This window comes from Nonomuraea monospora (assembly GCF_039531895.1).
Taxonomy (GTDB): Bacteria; Actinomycetota; Actinomycetes; order Streptosporangiales; family Streptosporangiaceae; genus Nonomuraea; species Nonomuraea monospora.
In genome coordinates, this window is record NZ_BAAAQX010000007.1 from 222,361 (window position 1) to 240,981 (window position 18,621).

19 protein-coding genes are annotated in these 18,621 nt (G+C 71.6%); 8 read left to right on the plus strand and 11 right to left on the minus strand.

What is annotated here, in order from left to right:
• Positions 1 to 136 precede the first annotated feature (136 nt).
• The 3 genes from ABD331_RS16320 to ABD331_RS16330 all read left to right on the plus strand — a co-directional run bounded on the left by ABD331_RS16320 (position 137) and on the right by ABD331_RS16330 (position 1,993).
• Entirely contained in the window at positions 137 to 979 is an 843-nt protein-coding gene (locus ABD331_RS16320) for a hypothetical protein (protein WP_344475390.1), read from the plus strand.
• 137 nt (positions 980 to 1,116) lie between these two features.
• On the plus strand, positions 1,117 to 1,548 hold the full coding sequence (locus tag ABD331_RS16325; RefSeq protein ID WP_344475392.1) for a hypothetical protein: 432 nt from the start codon (positions 1,117 to 1,119) through the stop codon (positions 1,546 to 1,548).
• An 88-nt stretch (positions 1,549 to 1,636) separates the two neighbouring features.
• Positions 1,637 to 1,993 carry an STAS domain-containing protein gene (locus ABD331_RS16330; RefSeq protein WP_344475394.1) on the plus strand — a complete coding sequence of 119 codons (357 nt, stop codon included), beginning with the start codon at positions 1,637 to 1,639 and terminating at the stop codon, positions 1,991 to 1,993.
• Positions 1,994 to 2,000: 7 nt separating this feature from the next.
• Here ABD331_RS16330 and ABD331_RS16335 read toward each other — a convergent pair whose 3' ends face one another.
• The 3 genes from ABD331_RS16335 to ABD331_RS16345 form a co-directional block, all read right to left on the minus strand.
• The gene (locus tag ABD331_RS16335; RefSeq protein WP_344475396.1) at positions 2,001 to 3,053 is read right to left on the minus strand and encodes a cobalamin B12-binding domain-containing protein; all 1,053 of its coding nucleotides are present in this window, start codon (positions 3,051 to 3,053) and stop codon (positions 2,001 to 2,003) included.
• A 281-nt stretch (positions 3,054 to 3,334) separates the two neighbouring features.
• Positions 3,335 to 4,099 carry an enoyl-ACP reductase FabI gene (gene fabI / locus ABD331_RS16340; RefSeq protein WP_344475398.1) on the minus strand — a complete coding sequence of 255 codons (765 nt, stop codon included), beginning with the start codon at positions 4,097 to 4,099 and terminating at the stop codon, positions 3,335 to 3,337.
• Position 4,100: 1 nt separating this feature from the next.
• Positions 4,101 to 4,796 (minus strand): beta-ketoacyl-ACP reductase, encoded by a 696-nt coding sequence (locus ABD331_RS16345; RefSeq protein WP_148432866.1) that lies wholly within the window; start codon positions 4,794 to 4,796, stop codon positions 4,101 to 4,103.
• Positions 4,797 to 4,873: 77 nt separating this feature from the next.
• On the opposite strand from ABD331_RS16345, the gene ABD331_RS16350 reads away from it, so the two are divergent.
• Together ABD331_RS16350 and ABD331_RS16355 are read left to right on the plus strand one after the other, a co-directional pair.
• Positions 4,874 to 6,367, plus strand: coding sequence for a TldD/PmbA family protein (locus ABD331_RS16350; protein WP_344475401.1), 1,494 nt, complete (start codon positions 4,874 to 4,876; stop codon positions 6,365 to 6,367).
• 14 nt (positions 6,368 to 6,381) lie between these two features.
• A complete protein-coding gene (locus tag ABD331_RS16355; protein ID WP_344475757.1) occupies positions 6,382 to 7,737 on the plus strand; it encodes a metallopeptidase TldD-related protein in 1,356 nt (451 codons plus the stop codon).
• 176 nt (positions 7,738 to 7,913) lie between these two features.
• On the opposite strand, the gene ABD331_RS16360 is transcribed toward ABD331_RS16355, so the two are convergent.
• Positions 7,914 to 8,507, minus strand: a complete 594-nt coding sequence (locus ABD331_RS16360) for an arsenate reductase/protein-tyrosine-phosphatase family protein (RefSeq protein ID WP_344475403.1) — start codon at positions 8,505 to 8,507, stop codon at positions 7,914 to 7,916.
• A 606-nt stretch (positions 8,508 to 9,113) separates the two neighbouring features.
• Positions 9,114 to 9,326: a dodecin gene (locus tag ABD331_RS16365; protein ID WP_148432881.1), complete on the minus strand. Its 213-nt coding sequence runs from the start codon at positions 9,324 to 9,326 to the stop codon at positions 9,114 to 9,116.
• Between the two features lie 99 nt (positions 9,327 to 9,425).
• On the opposite strand from ABD331_RS16365, the gene ABD331_RS16370 reads away from it, so the two are divergent.
• The gene (locus ABD331_RS16370) at positions 9,426 to 9,740 is read left to right on the plus strand and encodes a DUF3099 domain-containing protein (RefSeq protein WP_148432882.1); all 315 of its coding nucleotides are present in this window, start codon (positions 9,426 to 9,428) and stop codon (positions 9,738 to 9,740) included.
• Between the two features lie 302 nt (positions 9,741 to 10,042).
• On the opposite strand, the gene ABD331_RS16375 is transcribed toward ABD331_RS16370, so the two are convergent.
• From ABD331_RS16375 to ABD331_RS16385, 3 genes are all read right to left on the minus strand, one after another.
• A complete protein-coding gene (locus ABD331_RS16375) occupies positions 10,043 to 10,300 on the minus strand; it encodes a DUF6457 domain-containing protein (protein WP_344475405.1) in 258 nt (85 codons plus the stop codon).
• A 316-nt stretch (positions 10,301 to 10,616) separates the two neighbouring features.
• A complete protein-coding gene (moaA, locus tag ABD331_RS16380; RefSeq protein WP_344475407.1) occupies positions 10,617 to 11,606 on the minus strand; it encodes a GTP 3',8-cyclase MoaA in 990 nt (329 codons plus the stop codon).
• 132 nt (positions 11,607 to 11,738) lie between these two features.
• Entirely contained in the window at positions 11,739 to 12,104 is a 366-nt protein-coding gene (locus tag ABD331_RS16385) for a winged helix-turn-helix transcriptional regulator (protein ID WP_344475409.1), read from the minus strand.
• Positions 12,105 to 12,209: 105 nt separating this feature from the next.
• Between ABD331_RS16385 and ABD331_RS16390 the strand changes: the two genes are divergently transcribed.
• Positions 12,210 to 12,857, plus strand: coding sequence for an NAD(P)-dependent oxidoreductase (locus ABD331_RS16390; RefSeq protein ID WP_344475411.1), 648 nt, complete (start codon positions 12,210 to 12,212; stop codon positions 12,855 to 12,857).
• A 61-nt stretch (positions 12,858 to 12,918) separates the two neighbouring features.
• Here the strand turns inward: ABD331_RS16390 and ABD331_RS16395 are convergent, their stop codons facing one another.
• From ABD331_RS16395 to ABD331_RS16405, 3 genes are all read right to left on the minus strand, one after another.
• Positions 12,919 to 13,407 carry a hypothetical protein gene (locus ABD331_RS16395; protein WP_148432885.1) on the minus strand — a complete coding sequence of 163 codons (489 nt, stop codon included), beginning with the start codon at positions 13,405 to 13,407 and terminating at the stop codon, positions 12,919 to 12,921.
• A gap of 153 nt (positions 13,408 to 13,560) precedes the next feature.
• On the minus strand, positions 13,561 to 15,090 hold the full coding sequence (locus tag ABD331_RS16400; RefSeq protein ID WP_344475413.1) for a hypothetical protein: 1,530 nt from the start codon (positions 15,088 to 15,090) through the stop codon (positions 13,561 to 13,563).
• A gap of 67 nt (positions 15,091 to 15,157) precedes the next feature.
• Positions 15,158 to 16,999 carry an AMP-dependent synthetase/ligase gene (locus tag ABD331_RS16405; RefSeq protein ID WP_344475416.1) on the minus strand — a complete coding sequence of 614 codons (1,842 nt, stop codon included), beginning with the start codon at positions 16,997 to 16,999 and terminating at the stop codon, positions 15,158 to 15,160.
• A 144-nt stretch (positions 17,000 to 17,143) separates the two neighbouring features.
• Between ABD331_RS16405 and ABD331_RS16410 the strand changes: the two genes are divergently transcribed.
• Complete coding sequence (locus ABD331_RS16410) at positions 17,144 to 18,616, plus strand: peptide MFS transporter (protein WP_344475418.1); 1,473 nt, start codon at positions 17,144 to 17,146, stop codon at positions 18,614 to 18,616.
• Positions 18,617 to 18,621: the final 5 nt, after the last annotated feature.

Here is an 18,621-nt window from a genome sequence, read left to right on the forward strand (position 1 = left end):
CGGGCGCGACGCGGAACGAGAGACCTTCTCGCGTATCACTACTCGATACCGAATCGCAACTTTACCCGGCAAACGCCTGCGTCTGACGCGCGATGTCCATAAAGATTTCCCCCGGAAGCGACGCAGGAGGGGACGGATGGGGAGCAGGACCGCGATCTCGGCTGGAGTTCTCGCGGTGGCGCTGGCGGCCGTCCCGGTGGCGGCGCCTGCCGCCTCGGCCACCGCCCAGGACTGCACGCGCGACGGAGGCCTGCTCTCGGGGGTGACCAACACGCTGTGCGACGTGGTCGACGCGGTCACCGGCACGGTCGACACGCTCACCGGCGGCGCCACCGACCCGCTGACCGACGGCGTCGACAAGACCACCGACGAGGTGCTCGGCCGGGTCGGCGAGGCCGTCCCCACCACCAAGGCCTCCCCCTCCGCCTCCGCCAAGCCGTCCACCTCCTCCCCCACCACCCCCAGGCCGAGCAGGACGGGCCTGGTTCCGGAGACGCTCGGCAACGTGTGCCTGCCGGTGCTCGCCTGCGACGAGCAGGAGACCGCCGACCGGCTCACCCCCCGGCCCAAGTCCTCGGCCACGCCCACTGAGGTCCGCACGGGGCGCGGCTGGGAGAGCACCGCCTCGGCGGCCCCGGCCGTGCCGAGCACCGGTCCGCCACAGAGCAGCCCGCAGTCGGTCGGCACCGGCACGCCCGTCCCCGGGCGGAAGACCGCGCACGCCGAGGAGCCGCGCGTGGACCTGCTGTGGCCCAACCCGTTCGTGCACGAGCTCGCCGTGCCCATGCAGGACCAGCGGGTCGTGCGCCCCAGCCCGCCCGCCTCCGACGTGCTCGGGACGGCGCTGACGATCGCGCTGCTGGGCTCGGCGGTGCTGGCCACCCGCATCGTGCAGCAACGGCGGCAGCGCACGGAGCCCGCCGAGTCCATCCCGTTCGAGCCGGCGCGCACGGGCAACGGCCGGCACCGGCTGGCATGAGCACCTCGTTCGTCACACCGTGTGTTGCGTCGGACACGAAGCCGTTGCATCTTGGTGTGTGAGCCGTCCTCGGGTTCCCATGGTGAATGACGGGATCACTGTCGTGGCGAGGCGGCCCGCACGCCTGAGGAGTCACGATGTCCGCTCTGGAGCATCCCCCCTTGGACGACCCGCGCCGGCCTGACATGGAGCCGGGCCTGAGCGACGGGTTCCTGCGCCTGGCGAAGGCCGCGGGTGAGCGGGCGGCGCGCGCCGCCGAACGGGCCCGCCGCGCGGGGCTGCGGCTGGAGCGCCTGCGGACGGGCTTGCCGTACGTTCACCACGACGCCGACCGGCCCGTTCCCGTGCCGATACGGGCGGCGCTCGACCATGCCCTGGCGTACCAGGTTCTGGTCGCGGTCCACGAGCAGGCGGTCCGGCGGTACCGGGCGCGCGCCGAGCGCGCCGCCGGGGACGCCGGTGTGAACGCCGAGATCTTCCGGGAACGCGCCGCCTGGCACAGCGCCGCGGCCGAGCAGGCGCGCATCGCCAGAGCCGCCTGGGTGTCCTCGCGCCGTTCTGTTACTTGATCGACCCTGAGGTCGCCGGATGGGTGCCATCGTTGAGGGCAGGAGAAGTCAGCCCATCCATGCCAAGACAGTGAGACGATCAGTCCTCGTGGCAGAACGCAGGGAAGTTCCGGACTTCCGACGCTCCTGGGCCATCATCGCCCTGAGCGGAAGCCTCGACGATGCCACCGTGGACCAGGTCGAACGGGAGATCCAGCAACTGGGCGGCGAAGGCGCGCGGCTCATCGTGGACATCAGCGAGCTGCACTTCCTCGACGACTTCGGCGTGGACATGCTGGTGCTGCTGGCCCACCACATGCACAGGCGGGGTGGCGGGCTGATGGCGCTGGTCGACCGCCATGGCTACATTCGCCAGATCTTAGGCGAGGCGGGCCTGGAGGGGCTGCTCCCGCTGTTCCCCAGCGTGGCCGAGGCCATGCGGGGGCTGGAGGACCCTCCGGGGTGAGCGCGGCTCAGAACGGGTGACCCGGCTTGTCCCTGCCGTGCTCGCGGCGCAGCGCCTCCTGGCCCTGCTCCACCGTCGCCTGCGCTCGCGGGCAGCCCTTCAGCCCGCCGGCGATCAGCTCCAGCGCCGGGTGCAGCGTCTCCTCCGGCACGCCGCGGGCGGTGAGAATGCCCGCCATCCACAGCAGGAAACGGGAGAACAGCGCGGGGTCACTCACATATACCGACATCGTGAGGAAGTCGAGGAGATGCCCGATGTCCTCGCGGGTGTGCTTGAGCTGCCTGTCGCTGTAGGCGGCCATCGCCGGGATCCGCTCGCCGAGCCGCCACATGACGGAGTCGATCAGCTCCTGCGCCGTTCCCTTGATCTGGCCGTACTCCTGGTCGTCAGGGCCCTCGCCTCCCCCAGGCCCGCGGGCCGGGTCCTCGATCAGGCGCCGTGCCGTGCCGCGCCCGTCCGGCGCCCAGCCGTCGGCGCCCAGCATGCGCGCGTAACGGCCGTCGTCGCCGAAGGCCGCCCCGCCCGCCAGCACCGGCCTGCCCGCCTCCCGGCAGGCCGTGATCGCCTCGCGGGCGGCCGGTAGCCGCGTGGGCAGCGACGCCGACAGCAGCACCACGTCCACCTCCGACTCGCGCACGTGCATCGGCAGGAACGGGGTCGGCACGTGCGGGCCCAGGTAGTCGACCCGCCAGCCGTTCAGGCGCAGCACCTCGGCCAGCAGCCTGGCCGGGAACGCGTGCCACTCGCCGTCCACGCACGCCACCGCGGCCCTGCCCCTGCCGCCCGCGTGCCGCGCCCGCGCGGCCGGGTGCCGGGAGGCGGCGGCCATCACCCGCTCGCCGACGGCGGTCACGATGTGCTCCTGGGCGACGGTCACCTCGTTGGCGGCCCATGCGTCCCCGACCCGCATCTGGAGGGGGGCCAGCACGTTCAGCAGGAGGTCCTCCACGGGGAGGCCGTCGTCGAGCGCCGTCATCGCGGCGTCGGCGGCGCCGTGGTCGTCGCCGTCGAGGGCGGCGTCCCAGAGCCTGCCCTTGAGGTGTTCGAGGTTGTCCGCCATGTGGCCGCCTCCTCGTCGTGGACGCTTCCCCGGCCAACATCGCGCGCCGGGGGGAGGCGGTCAAGCGGAATGCGCGCTTCGGTGGCAGGCGGAGCTTGAGGGCGCGGCGGGGTCAGAGGCCTGCGGGGTGCCCCATCGGGCGTCGGAATCCACGCGGACGGCCGGCGTCTCGCGCGTAACGGCGCCGGGCCCCTGAACCGGAGGAGCGTGCTCCTGGACAGGGGCCGGCCACGTGCGGCGGGTGGGGTGCCGTGGGCTGTGCCGTAAAAAAGAAAAAGAGATCAGCCCCCGATGGCGTGCGCTCCCCCATCCACGTGGACGATCTCGCCCGTGGTGGCAGGGAACCAGTCGGACATCAGCGCCACGCAGGCCCGCGCGGTCGGCAGCGTGTCGGCCAGGTCCCAGCCCAGCGGCGCCCTCTCCGGCCAGCTGTCCTCGAACTCCTTGAACCCCGGGATCGACTTGGCCGCCATCGTCCGCAGCGGACCCGCCGCCACCAGGTTGACGCGGATGTTGTGCTTGCCGAGGTCGCGGGCCAGGTAGCGGTTGCACGACTCCAGGCCCGCCTTGGCGACGCCCATCCAGTCGTAGACGGGCCACGCCTTGCTGGCGTCGAAGTCGAGGCCGACCACCGCGCCGCCCTCCTTCATGAGCGGCAGGCAGGCCACGGCCAGCGACTTGTAGGAGTACGTCGAGATCTGCAGCGCCGTGGCGACGTCCTCCCACGAGGTGTTGAGGAAGTTGCCGCCCAGCGCCGTCTGCGGGGCGAAGCCGATGGAGTGGACGACGCCGTCGAGGCCCTCGACGTGCTCGCCGACGCGCGCGGCCAGGGTGTCGAGGTGCTCGTTGTTCTGCACGTCGAGCTCCAGCACCGGCGCCGGCGAGGGCAGCCGCTTGGCGATGCGCTCGACGAGGCTGAGGCGGCCGAAGCCGGTCAGCACGACCGTGGCGCCCTCCTCCTGGGCCAGCTTGGCGACCGAGAACGCGATGGAGGCGTCGGTCAGCACCCCCGTCACGAGGATCCGCTTGCCTTCGAGAATGCCCATGTCAGTGCCCCATTCCAAGTCCGCCGTCGACCGGGATCACGGCCCCGGTGATGTACGAGGCGTCGTCGCCCGACAGGAACCGCACGACGCGCGCGATCTCCTCGGGGGCCGCCTGCCGCCCGAGGGGGATGTTGGCCACGATCGACTCGTGGTCGAGCTCCGCGGTCATGTCGGTGGCGACGAAGCCGGGCGAGACGACGTTGACCGTGATGTTGCGCGAGCCGTACTCGCGGGCCAGGGAGCGGGCGAAGCCCACCAGGCCGGCCTTGGAGGCGGCGTAGTTGGCCTGGCCCGCCTGTCCGGACAGGCCCACGACGGAGGAGATGAGGATGATCCGGCCGCGCTTGAGCCGCATCATGGGCCTGATGGCCCGCTTGGCGACGCGGTAGGCGCCGGTGAGGTTGGCGTCGATGACGTCGGTGAAGGTCTCCTCCTTCATCATCGCCAGCAGGGTGTCCTTGGTGATGCCCGCGTTGGAGACCAGGACCTCGACGGGGCCGTGCTCGGCCTCCACCTTGTCGAAGGCGGCCTCGACGTCGGCGGTGCTCGTGACGTCGCAGCGCACGCCGAACAGGCCCTCGGGCGGCTCCCCCGATCGGTAGGTGACCGCGACGGCGTCGCCGGCCGCGGCGAGTTCACGGGCGATCGCGAGGCCTATGCCGCGATTGCCCCCGGTGACGAGTACAGAGCGTGCCATGAGACCTGACGCTATCTCGTACCGGCGAGTTTCGGCTTGTCCGGGAGGTACAAGATCACGGGGTTAGGATCGTGGACATGCGCCAGATCGACCCCGATTTCCTGGAGCTGCCGCTGCGGCAGCTCGCGGACGCCGCCCTGCAACGCGCTCGCGAGCTCGGCGCGCAGCACGCCGACTTCCGGCTCGAACGCGTCAGGGCGGAGACGCTGAGCCTCTACGACACCCGGCTCGAAGGCGCCATGGACGCCGACGACCTGGGCTACGCCGTCCGCGTCGTCAAGAACGGCACCTGGGGGTTCGCCGCGGGCATCCAGTTGACGCCCGAGGCCGCCGCCGTGGTGGCCGAGCAGGCGATCAGGGTGGCCGAGGTGAGCGCTCCGATCAACAGGGAGCCCATCGAGCTGGCCGCCGAGCCGGTGCACGCCGACGCCGTGTGGGTGTCGGCGTACGACGTGGACCCGTTCGAGGTGCCGGCGGCCGACAAGGTGAGCCTGCTGGCGGAGTGGTCCGCCGGCCTGCTGAAGGGCGCCGACCACGTGTCGGCGCGGCTGCTGCAGGTCAAGGAGCAGAAGTTCTACGCCGACACGGCCGGCACGGTGACCACGCAGCAGCGCGTGCGGGTCCATCCGAAGCTGAACGCGATGAAGGCGGCAGGCGGCGGCTTCGACGACATGTCGACGATCGCGCCGCCCGCCGGCCGCGGCTACGAGTACCTGACGGGCACCGGCTGGGACTGGCAGGGCGAGCTGTCCAGGCTGCCCGAGCTGCTGGCGGAGAAGCTGGCCGCGCCGTCGGTCGAGGCGGGCGACTACGACCTGGTGATCGACCCGTCCAACCTGTGGCTGACGATCCACGAGTCGATCGGCCACGCCACCGAGCTGGACCGGGCGCTCGGCTACGAGGCCGCCTACGCGGGCACCAGCTTCGCCACCTTCGACCAGCTCGGCGAGCTGGTCTACGGCTCGCCGGTGATGAACGTGACCGGCGACCGCACCGTCACCCACGGCCTGGCCACCGTCGGGTACGACGACGAGGGCGTGCAGGGGCAGAGCTTCGACATCGTCAAGGACGGCATCCTGGTCGGCTACCAGCTCGACCGGCGGATGGCGCTGATGAAGGGGCTCGGGCGCTCCAACGGGTGCGCCTTCGCCGACTCGCCCGGCCACATGCCGATCCAGCGCATGGCGAACGTGTCGCTGGCGGCGGCGCCCGGCGGCCCCTCCACGGAGGAGCTGATCGCGGGCGTCGAGCGCGGCATCTTCATCGTCGGCGACAAGAGCTGGTCGATCGACATGCAGCGCTACAACTTCCAGTTCACCGGCCAGCGGGCCTACAGGATCTCGCACGGGAAGCTGGACGGGCAGGTCAGGGACTTCGCCTACCAGGCGACCACGACCGACTTCTGGCAGTCGATGGAGGCGGTCGGCGGGCCGGGCACGTACGTGCTGGGCGGCGCCTTCAACTGCGGCAAGGGGCAGCCGGGGCAGGTCGCGCCGGTCAGCCACGGATGCCCGTCGGCGCTGTTCAGGGGCGTGCGGATCCTCAACACCGTGCAGGAGGGCGGGAAGTGACTACTCCTCAGGAGATGGTGGAGAGGGCTCTGGGGCTCTCCCGCAACGACGGCTGCGTGGTGCTCGTCGACGAGGGCTCCACGGCGAACCTGCGGTTCGCGGGCAACACGCTGACCACGAACGGCGTCGCCCGCTCCGCCCGGCTGACCGTGATCTCGATCGCGGGGCAGGGCGTGGGCGTGGTGTCGCGGGCGGCCGTCCGCGACGACCAGCTCGCCGACGTGGTCGCGGCGGCCGACGCGGCGGCGCGTGACGCGCAGCCCGCCGAGGACGCCCGCCCGCTCGTCGAGGCCGGCCCCGCCTCGCCGCACTGGGGCGAGGCGGTGCGGCCCACCGACATCGGCGTGTTCGAGGGGTTCGCGCCCGCGCTCGGCGAGGCGTTCGCGGCGGCCGAGGCGGGCGGCAGGAAGCTGTACGGGTTCGCCGAGCACAAGCTCACCTCGACGTTCCTCGGCACGTCCACGGGCGTGCGGCTGCGCCACGACCAGCCCACCGGGCGGCTGGAGCTGAACGCCAAGTCGGGCGACCTGAAGCGCTCCGCGTGGACGGGCGTGTCCACGCAGGACTTCACCGACGTGGACGTCTCCGCCCTCGGCTCCTCGCTGGCGCAGCGGCTGGAGTGGGCCAAGACCCGCGTCGACCTGCCCGCGGGCCGCTACGAGACGCTGCTGCCGCCGAGCGCCGTGGCCGACCTGATGATCTACATGTTCTGGTCGTCGGCGGCGCGCGACGCGCTCGACGGGCGCTCCGTCTTCGCCAAGCCCGGCGGGGGCACCCGCGTCGGCGAACAGCTCGCCACCCTGCCCATCACGCTGTCGAGCGACCCGGGGGCGGCGGGCATCGCGTGCGCGCCGTTCGTGACGGCCCACGCCTCCAGCAGGGAGAGCTCGGTGTTCGACAACGGGCTGCCGCTGGGGCGTACCGACTGGGTCAAGGACGGGCGGCTGGAGGCGCTCCTGCAGACCCGCTACTCGGCCGAGCTGAGCGGCCTGCCCGTGACGCCCGCCATCGACAACCTCATCATGACCGGGCCCGCCGGCGGGCCGTCGCTGGAGGAGATGATCGCGGCCACGCGGCGGGGGCTGCTGGTCACCTGCCTGTGGTACATCCGCGAGGTGGATCCGCAGACGCTGCTGCTCACCGGGTTGACCCGGGACGGGGTGTACCTGGTGGAGCATGGGGAGGTCGTGGGGGAGGTCAACAACTTCCGGTTCAACGAGAGCCCTGTGGATCTGCTGGGGCGGATCTCGGAGGTCGGGGGGAGCGGGCAGACGTTGCCTCGTGAGTGGAACGACTACTTCCAGCGGACGGTGATGCCGGCGGTGCGGGTGCCGGACTTCAACATGTCCACGGTCAGCCAGGCGAGCTGACCCTCTCGGCCCCTTTTTGACGGGTTCGTCCGCGCTGTGCGGGCGGGCCCGTCTGCCGTGTGAGGGGCTTGGCGGGGCGCGTGGGCGTTCGGCGGGCTGGCGTGCGCTGGGGCTGTCCTTCGCTGGGGCTGGCCTTCGGCGGAGGCGCTCAGGAGGGCGTTCAGCGAGGGCGGCGTTCAGCGGGGGCCGAGGAGGGCGGCCAGGGCGTGGCTGAGTGACTGGCCCAGCGTCTTGGCACAGGTCTCGTAGCCCTGCGGCGGGCCGCCGTACGGGTCGTACACCTCCAGCGGCTGTACGGCGGCGCGGCGCTCGGCGGCCGACTGCACGATCGCCCTGGCGCGCTCCACCGTGTCCGAGCGGTAACGCCGATGCCCCGCCCCCACCGCCAGCTCGGCGAACTCGGGCAGCGTGAACGTCTTGCCCGCCGCCCCCGGATCCAGCCCCACGGCTACGGAGCGGTGCGCGGCCTCCATGGTGAGCAGCAGGTCGGACGCGCCGATCAGACCGGGGTCCAGGGGTCTGGCGCGATGTGCCCTGCCGTTCAGACCCAGCCTGTCGAGAGCCGTGATCGCGTGCGGCGCCATGGGGTATCCGACCATCGCCCGCACTCCGGCGCTCGCCGTCACCACCGGCAGGGGCGCGGAGTGCACCATCGCCTGAGCGATCACCTGCGCCATGGCGGAGCGGCAGATGTTGGCCGTGCAGACCAGGAGGATGCGGAACTCGCCTCGTCCGGGTGCCGCTTCGCGGGCGGCGGGAGGAATGGCCATGGTGCGCTCCCCGTGGGTCACGCCCAATCTAGCCGGTCGGAACGGCCCGGGGGCGGGGGTTCGTACGGCCATTTGCGGGGGACGGCGCGCAGGGGTCGCTGGGCGGGCTTCCCAGCGCGAGAAGCCGCCCCCAGGCGCGGGAGGGGGCCTCCCCGCCTCCAGGCGCGGGAGGGGCCTCCAGGACGCACCCCGGTCCCGTCGCCCTCTTGGGCCCGTAGGCCGCGCCCCTCCGCAGCTCGCACTCCGGCCCCGCGCCGTCCCACGCCCGACGGCTGCACTCTGCCGCACCTCAGCGCCCGCTCCCGCCCGGCGACCGCTCCCCTGCCGCGCTCACGCTCGCGCCTCACACCTTCCGCGGCCAGCAGCCGCACCCCATCGCACCTGAGCGCCCGCCCACACCCGGCGGCGCCTCACCTCCGCGCCCTACGCCGTCCCGCGCCCGGCGACTGCGCCCTGCCGCACCTCAGCGCCCGCCCACACCCGGCGACCGCTACCCTGCCGCGCCACACGCGCGCCTCACGACCTCCCGCGCCCGGCGGCGGGGCGGATGGCGGGTGTGGGGAAGTGGATCCCCGGCAAGACCGGCCAGCGCCCCGCCCGGCGGCGTCAGGAGTCCTCGAGCCGGAAGCCCACCTTCATGCCGACCTGGTAGTGCGCGATCTCCCCCGCGTCGATGTGCCCGCGGATCTCCGTCACCTCGAACCAGTCGAGGTGCCGCAGTGTCTCAGAGGCCCTCCTGATGCCGTTGCGGATGGCCTGGTCGACGCTCTCCCCCGAGGTGCCGACGATCTCCGTGACCCGGTACGTGCGATCCGTCATCTCCACATCCTCCTTACTCGAAGGCCATGATCGCATGACCCCCGCGTCCGCACCGGGCTGCCGTCGCCACCGCGCCCTCCTGGGGCTACCGTGGAAGTCATGAAGGGGTGGCGCAGGAAACCAGCCGTCCACCAGGTCACAGACGCGAGACCGTCACTGACCGCGGACATCCGTAAGCGTGAGGTCAGCTACCTCATCAAGATGGGGATTCGCACGATCTGCCTGATCCTGGCGGTCGTGGTGCCGGTGCCGTGGCCGTACCGGCTGCTGTTCATCGCGGCGGCCGTCTTTTTGCCATACATAGCGGTAATCGGGGCCAATGAGAGGAGCAACGACGCCCCTCCCCCTACCTTTCAGTCCCCTGAGGCTAACCAAACCGAGATACCGCTGCATCGACGCGAGATCGGGTCGTGACTAAGTCTTGACGCATCCCACGGGTTGTAGGTGTACGCTTTAGCCAAGCGCTCCGGTCCCCCGTCGGAGTGCTGGTGCCGGCGTTCCGGGCCCCCGTCGGAACGCCGATGAAGCGACGCCGGGTGGTTTGCCCCCGTAACCACCCGGCGTCGCCCTTTTCCCGGCCATGATTCGATCAGTGTGTGCCGTGCCCGCTGTTGGATAGGGCGGCTTTCCCGAAATCGTTTACACTCGCCCCCGCCTCGTTATTCACAGGAAATCTTCAGGCGGGGCGAGCTTGACTTCAAGAGTTCGTTCGAGTGTCAGCCGTCTGTCAGCGTCTCAGTGGTCGCTTGGCTCCAGTTCTTCGCCAATGTGGTCAGTCTGGCGACGGCGTCCTCGGGCGCGGTGCCCGCCCCCTGAGCCAGGCCCAGCAGGTACGCCGTCAGCGGCGCGGCCGGCCTGGCGACGCCGTGGGCCACCTCCTTGGTGAGGTCGAGAATGAGGTCGCGGTCCACGGTGGCCGGGTCGATGCCCAGTTCCTTGCAGGCCAGGGCGGTCCATTCGTTGAGCACGTGCATGTGAGCCTCCTCCTGGTGGTCCATTGTGGCGCAGGCATGTCTCGGTGGGCTGGGCGCGGCGGGCGCGGGCGTGTCAGGGGCGGGGCGGGAGTGCAACAAGACCGGCCAAGGTGAGTTGGGGCCGATCGGCGGGAAGGGTGGGGCCGGTCGCGGGGCAATCGCGCCGGTTGGGGAGCGGGTCGGGTCGGTCGCAGGTCGGGCGGGCCGCTCGTGGGGCGGGGCGCGCCGGTCATAGGGTGGAAGGGCCGGTCGTGGGGCGGTCGGGCCGGTAGGGGGGCGGTCGTGAGAGGTCGGGGTCGCGGGGGGTGGGAGGTGGTTAGCCGCCGATGGCGGACATGGGGCGGGAGGGCTGGAGGAACGACGGGTCGTCGATGCCGTGCCCCGCCCGCTTCCGGGAAACAGCCACCATCCACCGCTCGGCCAGCTCCTCATCGGACGCCCCGTCCCGCAGGGCCGTCTTCAGGTCGGACTCCTCGGTGGCGAACAGGCAGTTGCGCACCTGCCCGTCGGCGGTGAGCCGTACCCGGTCGCAGGCCCCGCAGAACGGCCGCGTCACCGAGCCGATCACGCCCACCCTGGCGGGCCCGCCGTCCACGAGGAAGCGTTCGGCCGGGGCGCTGCCGCGTTCCTCCAGGTCGTCGGGGGTCAGGTCGAAGGACGCGGACAGGAGCTTGAGGATCTCGTCGGCGGTGACCATGTCCTCGCGGCTCCAGCCGTGCTGGGCGTCGAGGGGCATCTGCTCGATGAAGCGCAGCTCGTACCCCTGGTCGAGGCACCAGCGCAGCAGCGGGACGGCTTCGTGGTCGTTGACGCCGCGCATCAGCACGGCGTTGACCTTGACGGGCCGCAGGCCGGCCGCGTCGGCGGCGGCGAGGCCGGCGATGACGTCGGCGTGCCTGTCGCGGTGCGCGAGCCGCTTGAACGTGGCGGCGTCGAGGGTGTCGAGGGAGACGTTCACCCGGTCGAGGCCGGCGGCGGCGAGCGGGCCCGCGAGGCGGGCCAGGCCGATGCCGTTGGTGGTGAGGGAGACCTGGGGCCTGGGGGTCAGGGTGGTGGTGCGGGCGACGATGTCGACCAGCTCGCGGCGCAGCAGGGGCTCGCCGCCGGTGTAGCGGACCTCGGTGATGCCGAGGCGTTCGACGCCGATCGTGACCAGGCGGACGATCTCGTCGGCCGTCAGGAGCTTGGCGCTCGGCAGCCAGTCGAGACCTTCGGGCGGCATGCAGTACGTGCAGCGCAGATTGCACTTGTCCGTGAGGGACACCCGCAGATCCGTCGCCACCCGTCCGAACGAGTCTCGCAACATGGGGCGTCACCTCCTGTTCGTTCGCCAGAGGGCCAGACTACGACGGGTGCCTGCCCGCCCTCAAAATCCGACACTTCACGGCACGACAACACATTCTTCCCTAGATCGATTCCGGGAGGGCGGGCGTGCGGGTCACGATGCCGTGTACCAGGCGTCGCGGGCGCGCAGCAGCTCCGGCAGGTGCCTGCGGGACCATTCGCAGCCGGCGTTCATCGGTTCGAGCAGGCTGCGGCCGAGGTCGGTGAGCTCGTACACGACGCGCGGCGGGATCTCGTCGTACGGGGTGCGGGTGAGCAGCCCGTCGCGCTCCATGGCGCGCAGCGACTCGGTGAGCACCTTCGGGGTGATGCCACGCAGCGGCGTCTGGAGCTCGGTGAAGCGGCGCGGCCCGAGCTCCAGGCAGCGGATGATCTTGGCGGTCCATTTGTCGCCGATGCGGATCGGCGCGGCGACCGGCGGGCAGCCGGTGAACATGTCCGGATCGAGTGGCTCGGCCATCCCGTCATCGTAGGTAACTATCGTTGCGGAAAGCGATGTCCCGCCCCCTACCGTCTGCGGGGGCGGCCGGAAGGACCGGCCGCCGGCGGTGTGACGGAGGCACGGATGAGCGGGATCGTGGTGTTCGGAGCCGGTGGGCGGGCCGGGGTGAGGGTGGTCGCGGAGGCGGCCGGGCGCGGGCACGAGGTGACGGCCGTGGTGCGGGACCCGGGCAGGCATCCGGAGCTGGGCGGCGCGCGGGTGAAGGTGGCCGCCGGGGACGTCACCGACAGCGGCAGCGTGGCCGCGCTGGCCGCGGGGCACGACGTGGCGGTGCAGGTGGCGGCGCGGCTGGACATGGGGTCGCGGGAGTTCTACACCGCCGCCACGCGGGCGCTGGTGGAGGGGCTGGCGCGGGCCGGGGTGTCCCGGCTGGTGGCGCTGGGCATCGGGAGCCTGCTGGAGGTCTCGCCCGGCGTGCGGCTCATCGACACCCCGGGCTTCCCCGAGGACGCGCGGGCGTTCTCACTGGGGCATGCCGCCGAGCTGGAGCTGCTGGCGGGGTCGGCGCTGGACTGGGTGGTGATCGCGCCGCCGCCGGTGTTCCTGGACGCCGAGGCGGCCAGGACCGGCCGGTACCGGTTCGGGGACGGCCGGGTGCCGGAGGCGCGGGAGGGGGATCCGGCGTTCTCGTACGCGGATCTGGCGGTGGCGCTGGTGGACGAGGCCGAGACGCCCGCGCATCACCGGGTGCAGGTGGCCGTGTCCTACTGAGACCTCTTCGGAAACGGCGAACGCCCGGCCGTGGTGGCCGGGCGTTCGAGGTTCCGGAGCGTCAGTGACGGCCGATGACCTTCACCCAGTCCTTGCCCTCCGAGGGCGCGAGGTACCTGCTGCCCTCGAAGACCGCGCGCCACGTGCCCGACTCACGGGCGGGCACCCGCAGGCCGAAGTAACCCTTGCCGCTGGTGCGGACGGTCTCCACGTGCTCCCAGCGGCCGCTGCCGTCCGGCTGGAAGAGGATCACGACCCGCTTGTGCGCCAGGCGGTGCCAGCGCTCGGACTTCTTGCAGGTGTCGGCGTGGTGCACCGAGACGAAGCCGCTGATGTAGTCCTCGTCGCACTCCACGGAGAGCTTGCCCTCCACGGTGAGGGGCTTGCCGCGCCAGGCGGGCTCGGGGTTCACGTCGAGCTTGAGGCTGGTGTGGCCGCCGGCGACATCCGGGTCGAGGCCCGGGTCGTCCGCGAGGGCGGGCGAGGCGGCGGTGGCCACCAGGGTCGCGCCCAGGGCCGCAGCCGCCAGGCCGGCGGCTAGACGTCGCATCTTCAAAACAGAAATCCTTCCCCGTCCGAAAAGACGCACCCGTACGGGCACGTCAAATGCCAATGACGCGTAAAGGTCAGGAAAAGTTGCGACAAAGTTGATCACGGTTTGGCAACGGAGCGGGAGTGGGGGGTTCGGGTGACCCTTATACGTTTATTGGGCTATTTGTCGGGATTTAGAGAGATCTGGTGCGTAGTGTCCTGTTCCGGGGAAGCGGACGCGCCAGTAACCGTCCGTGCGTCCCTGGACCGTCCCCATGAACGCGCCCGCCCCGTCCGTCGTGGCCTGCCCCACCGCCTGCCAGCCGGAGGACGCGTCCGGACGCCACAGCACCTCCAGGCGCTGCTTGGCGAACGGGCCGAAGTCCGTGAGGCCGCGCGGGTCCACCCGGGTCAGCGAGCCGCGCAGGCGCACGCCGTCCGCGCGGGCCGACTTCTCCGCCCGGACGGACGTCAGCTTCGTCTCGCGCTTCAGCTCGAACGAGGCGTACTGGGTGATCGTGGCGCCGTTGACGCCCTTGGCGGTGGCGGTGATCGTCCAGGTGCCCGCCGGGTAGAAGCGGTTCAGCTTCTTGTCCGGGAGGAAGCGCCAGGTCTGCCACTCGTCCGTCCTCGTCCTGGACGCGCCCTGGGGCTGCAGGTGGGCTCCCCCGGCCAGGCGCCAGACCAGGCGGGGCGGCAGGACGGGACGGCCCGCGCCCGGGATGCCGTCCTTCGGAGCGCCGGGCTGGGCCAGCGGGGCCGGTTGCGGGCCGCCGGTCCAGGCGGGCTCCTCGTCCAGCAGGGCGGGGTTCGTGCCGCCCTGCGGGGAGGTGTTCGCGGCGGGGCTGGGCAGCGGGCCCGCGGCGAAGGCGATGCCGGGTGCGCCGCCGGACGCCTGGGCCGGGGTGAGGACGGTCGTTCCGTCCGGGGTCTGGGCGGGTGCCAGGGCGGGCGCCTGGACGTGGGTCTGGGCCTGGACTGGCGCCTGGACGTGGGCCTGGGCTTGGACGGGTCCCTGGGCCGGTGCATGGACGTGCGCCTGACCCTGAATAGGCGCCTGGGCCTGAGCGGGCGGCATCACCGCGCTCTGGGCGGGCGGCTGGACCGCCGGGCCCTGGGCGGGCGGCTCGGCGGGCGCGTGGGCAGGAGGCTGCGCGGGTGACGCGGGTGACTGGGCAGGCGGTTGGGCGGGCGGCTGTGCAGGTGACTGGGCCGCCGGTTTGCTGGGCGCGTGCGCGGGCGGCTGAGCAGGCGCGTGTCCGGGATGCCGGCCCGGTTGCTGGCCCGGTTGCTGGCCCGGTTGCTGGCCCGGTTGCTGGCCCGGTTGCTGGCCCGGTTGCTGGCCCGGTTGCTGGGCTGGTGGGTTGGCGGGTGGCTTGATGGGCACGTGCGCGGGTGGCCGGACGGGCGGCTGGGCCGGTTGCTGGGCCGGTGACCCCGCCGGCGGGGCCCCCGTGATCGGGGCGGCGCCGGCGGGCGGGGCGCCCGGCTCGACCTTGACGGTGACGCCGTCCTTACCACGTACCACCCCCTTGGCGACCACATCGATCACCAGGCGGACGGACCCCTGCGCCCCGACCACGGGTTCGGCGGGGCGTACGGTGATGGCGCGGATGGCGGGCTCGATCGCGGCGGAGGCAGCAGGTGCGGGCACCGTGAGCGACCCCGCCGCGAGCGAGACGAGAAGAACACTTCTGGTCATGATCGAGACGGTAGGAACCGTCCGGTAATGGACAGGACCACAACACACGCCCCGAATGGCAAAAGCCTCAGACAGACTCGCCGTAGAGCCCTTCGATGACGTCGGCGTACTTGGTGTGGATGATCCGCCGCTTCAGCTTCAGGCTCGGGGTGAGCTCCTCGGTCTCGGCCGTCCACTCCACGCCGAGCAGCGCCCACTTCTTGACCTGCTGCACCCTGGCGAGCTTGGCGTTGGCGACCTGCACGGCCGCCTCGACCTCGGCCAGCACCTCGGGGTGCTCGGCCAGCTCGGCCAGCGAGCCGAAGGTGATGCCGCGCGCCTGCGCCCAGCCCGGCGCGACCTCGGCGTCCAGCGTCAGGACGGCCACCGTGTGGGGCCGGTTGTCGCCGTAGGCGAGGGCCTGGCCGATGAGGTTGTGCTGTTTGAGGTGGTTCTCGATCTCGGCCGGGGAGATGTTCTCGCCGCCCGCGGTGATGATCAGCTCTTTCTTGCGGTCCACGACGCGGTAGAAGCCGTCGTCGTCCACGGTGCCGATGTCGCCGGTGTGCAGCCAGCCGTCGGCGTCGATCAGCTCGGCGGTGGCCTCGGGGCGGTCGAGGTAGCCGGAGGTGTTGAGGGGGCTTCGGGTGAGGAGTTCGCCGTCGTCGGCGATGCGGATCTCGACGCCCGGCTCGGCCCTGCCGACGGTGCCCAGGCGGTAGCAGGCGGGGCTGTTGCCGGTGAAGGCGCCGGTCGTCTCCGTCATGCCGTACACGTCGATGACCTTCAGCCCGAGCCCGGCGTAGAAGCGCTGGACCTCGTCGGGCAGCGGCGCGGCGCCGGTGGCGGTCCACTCGGCGCGGTCGAACCCGATCATGCCGCGGATGACGGACAGCAGCGCGGCGTCCGCCTTCTCGTAGGCGGCCTGGATCTCGGGGGTGATCGTGTGGCCGTACTGGCCGGCCTCGACGTAGGCGGCGCCGGCCGCCATGGCCTCGCGTACGGCGGCCTGCTGCTCCTCGGGCTGCGTGGCGAGCACGGCGAGCAGACGCGCCATCATCTTCTCCCACACGCGCGGCACGCCGAAGAACATCATCGGCCTGACCTGCCCGAGCGTGGCGCCCAGGTTGGCCAGGTCGGTGCAGAAGTGCACGTGGGAGACCTTGACCAGCGGCAGGTAGAGGCTGAGGATGCGCTCGGCGATGTGCGCGTAGGTGAGGTAGGAGATCTGGGTGCCGCGCATGGGCAGCGAGGTGAGGCGGTCGGTGGCGGCGACCTCGTAGAAGATGTTGGTGTGCGTGAGCGGCACGCCCTTGGGGGTGCCGGTGGTGCCCGAGGTGTAGAGAACGGTGGCGACGTCGTCCTGGGTGACGGCGCGCCAGCGCGCCTCGACCTGGCCCGGGTCGACGGCGAGGCGTTCGCGGCCGAGGGTGAGGAAGTCGTCCCAGGACATGAAGCGGTCGCCGGCGGGCGCGCCCTCCAGCACAATGATCTTGCGCAGGCCGTCCAGCCGGTCGAGCACCGGCTCCCAGCGGGCCAGGTCGGCGGGGCCGCCGAGCACGGCGTACCTGGCGCCCACGTTGTCGGCCACGAAGGCGATCTGGTCGGGCGCGAACGTCGAGTAGACCGTGCAGCCGACGCCGCCCGCGTGCACCGCGCCGAGATCGGCCAGGACGTGCTCGCTGCGGTTGACCATCATGAGGGCCACGGCCTCGCCGGGTTCGAGCCCGAGAGCGATGAACGCGGCGGCTATCTCCAGCACCCGTTCGCGCGCCTGCCCGTAGCTGAGCGTGCGCCAGCCGTCCCCCTCGGGGTCGGAGTAGGCGGGTGCGTCGTGATGCTCTTCCGCCGCCTGCCGGAGCTGCTCGCACACGGTACGGCCGGCGATCTGCCGCTCGATCTCGGCCCGGACTTCGAGGACTTCGCCCATGGCACCCGCCTCCAGTCAGTAATCACTTGCATGATTGCTGTGCATCGCACCACAGCGCCGCAAGTAGCGGCAAGAGCTTGCGGAGAAACACCTCCGTCCGTCACGTAAAGTGATCAGAGTGTTGCGATCAGTGTTGGGGGCCGCGTGAGTGACAGGACGTTCTTCGGGCATCCGTGGGGCCTGGCGACCCTGTTCGGCACCGAGATGTGGGAACGCTTCTCCTGGTACGGCCTGCGGGCGATCCTGGCCACGTTCATGGCCGCCTCACCGGCGCACGCGGGCCTCGGGCTGTCGCAGGAGACGTCGCAGGCGGTGGTGGGCGTCTACGGGGCGCTCATCTATCTGGTGGCGCTGCCGGGCGGCTGGATCGCCGACCGCATCCTGGGGGCGCGGCGCTCGGTGTTCTGGGGCGGGTTCGTCATCATGCTGGGGCACATCAGCATGGCGATCCCGGTGACCACGGGGCTGTTCGTCTGGCTGGGGCTGCTGCTGATCATCGTCGGCACGGGCCTGCTCAAGCCGAACATCTCGGTCATGGTCGGCCGGCTCTACCCCGAGGGCGACGACGGGCGCAGGGATGCCGGGTTCTCGCTGTTCTACCTGGGCATCAACCTCGGCGCCTTCTTCGCACCGCTGGTGGTGGGGTGGCTGGCCGAGGGCGACCGCTGGCACCTGGGGTTCAGCGCGGCGGCGGTCGGCATGGCGCTCGGCCTCCTGCAGTACGTGCTGGGCGGCCGGAGCCTGCGCGGCGTCGGCGAGCGCCCCGGCATGCGGCTGTCGCCGCGCGAGCGCCGCCGCTTCGGCCGCCTGGCGGCGCTGGGCGTGGTGCTGGTGCTCGTCGTGCTGGGCGCGTGGGCGGCGACCGGCACGCTCACGATCGACCGGTTCACGGTGGCGCTCACGCTGGTCATCCTGATCGTGCCGGTCGCGTACTTCGGCTACATCATGTTCGGCAGCCACGACCTGACCGGCGACGAACGCATCCGGATGAAGGCCTACATCTGGCTGTTCGTGGCCGCGTCCATCTTCTGGATGATCTACGACCTGGCGCCGAGCAAGCTGCTGTTCTTCGCCCAGGACCACACCGACCTGTCCCTGTTCGGCTTCACCATCAACCAGGCCACCACGCAGTCGTTCAACCCGCTGTTCATCATGATCTTCGTGCCGGTGTTCGCGGCGCTGTGGGTGAAGCTCGGCACGCGGGTGAGCACGCCGCAGAAGTTCGGGTTCGCGCTGGTCATGGTGGGGCTGAGCTTCGTGGTGATGGCCGTGGCGGCGGGGCTGGCCGGCGCGGGGCGGGTGTCGGTGTGGTGGCTGGTGCTGGTCTACCTGATCCAGGTGTTCGGCGAGCTGTCGCTCAGCCCGGTCGGGCTGTCGGTGACGACGAAGCTGGCGCCCGAGGCGTTCAAGGGGCAGATGCTGGGCATCTGGTTCATCGCAGTGTCGGTCGGCGACGCGGTCGGCGGGCAAACCGGGCGGCTCGGCCGGGTGCTGTCCGAGCCGATGTACTACCTGGTGCTCGCGGCGATGGCGATCGTGGCCGGGCTGGCGCTGTTCCTGTTCACGCGGACCCTGCGGACGATGATGGCCGAGCACCACGAACCCGCCATGCGGTAGACATT

Excerpts from the sequence above, each read along its gene's own strand:
- ABD331_RS16320 (WP_344475390.1), top strand. The coding sequence starts at position 137 with ATGGGGAGCAGGACCGCGATCTCGGCTGGAGTTCTCGCGGTGGCGCTG.
- ABD331_RS16325 (WP_344475392.1), top strand. The coding sequence starts at position 1,117 with ATGTCCGCTCTGGAGCATCCCCCCTTGGACGACCCGCGCCGGCCTGAC.
- ABD331_RS16335 (WP_344475396.1), bottom strand. The coding sequence starts at position 3,053 with ATGGCGGACAACCTCGAACACCTCAAGGGCAGGCTCTGGGACGCCGCC.
- fabI (WP_344475398.1), bottom strand. The coding sequence starts at position 4,099 with ATGGGCATTCTCGAAGGCAAGCGGATCCTCGTGACGGGGGTGCTGACC.
- ABD331_RS16345 (WP_148432866.1), bottom strand. The coding sequence starts at position 4,796 with ATGGCACGCTCTGTACTCGTCACCGGGGGCAATCGCGGCATAGGCCTC.
- ABD331_RS16350 (WP_344475401.1), top strand. The coding sequence starts at position 4,874 with ATGCGCCAGATCGACCCCGATTTCCTGGAGCTGCCGCTGCGGCAGCTC.
- ABD331_RS16355 (WP_344475757.1), top strand. The coding sequence starts at position 6,382 with ATGGTGGAGAGGGCTCTGGGGCTCTCCCGCAACGACGGCTGCGTGGTG.
- ABD331_RS16360 (WP_344475403.1), bottom strand. The coding sequence starts at position 8,507 with ATGGCCATTCCTCCCGCCGCCCGCGAAGCGGCACCCGGACGAGGCGAG.
- ABD331_RS16365 (WP_148432881.1), bottom strand. The coding sequence starts at position 9,326 with ATGACGGATCGCACGTACCGGGTCACGGAGATCGTCGGCACCTCGGGG.
- ABD331_RS16370 (WP_148432882.1), top strand. The coding sequence starts at position 9,426 with ATGAAGGGGTGGCGCAGGAAACCAGCCGTCCACCAGGTCACAGACGCG.
- ABD331_RS16375 (WP_344475405.1), bottom strand. The coding sequence starts at position 10,300 with ATGCACGTGCTCAACGAATGGACCGCCCTGGCCTGCAAGGAACTGGGC.
- moaA (WP_344475407.1), bottom strand. The coding sequence starts at position 11,606 with ATGTTGCGAGACTCGTTCGGACGGGTGGCGACGGATCTGCGGGTGTCC.
- ABD331_RS16385 (WP_344475409.1), bottom strand. The coding sequence starts at position 12,104 with ATGGCCGAGCCACTCGATCCGGACATGTTCACCGGCTGCCCGCCGGTC.
- ABD331_RS16390 (WP_344475411.1), top strand. The coding sequence starts at position 12,210 with ATGAGCGGGATCGTGGTGTTCGGAGCCGGTGGGCGGGCCGGGGTGAGG.
- ABD331_RS16395 (WP_148432885.1), bottom strand. The coding sequence starts at position 13,407 with ATGCGACGTCTAGCCGCCGGCCTGGCGGCTGCGGCCCTGGGCGCGACC.
- ABD331_RS16400 (WP_344475413.1), bottom strand. The coding sequence starts at position 15,090 with ATGACCAGAAGTGTTCTTCTCGTCTCGCTCGCGGCGGGGTCGCTCACG.
- ABD331_RS16405 (WP_344475416.1), bottom strand. The coding sequence starts at position 16,999 with ATGGGCGAAGTCCTCGAAGTCCGGGCCGAGATCGAGCGGCAGATCGCC.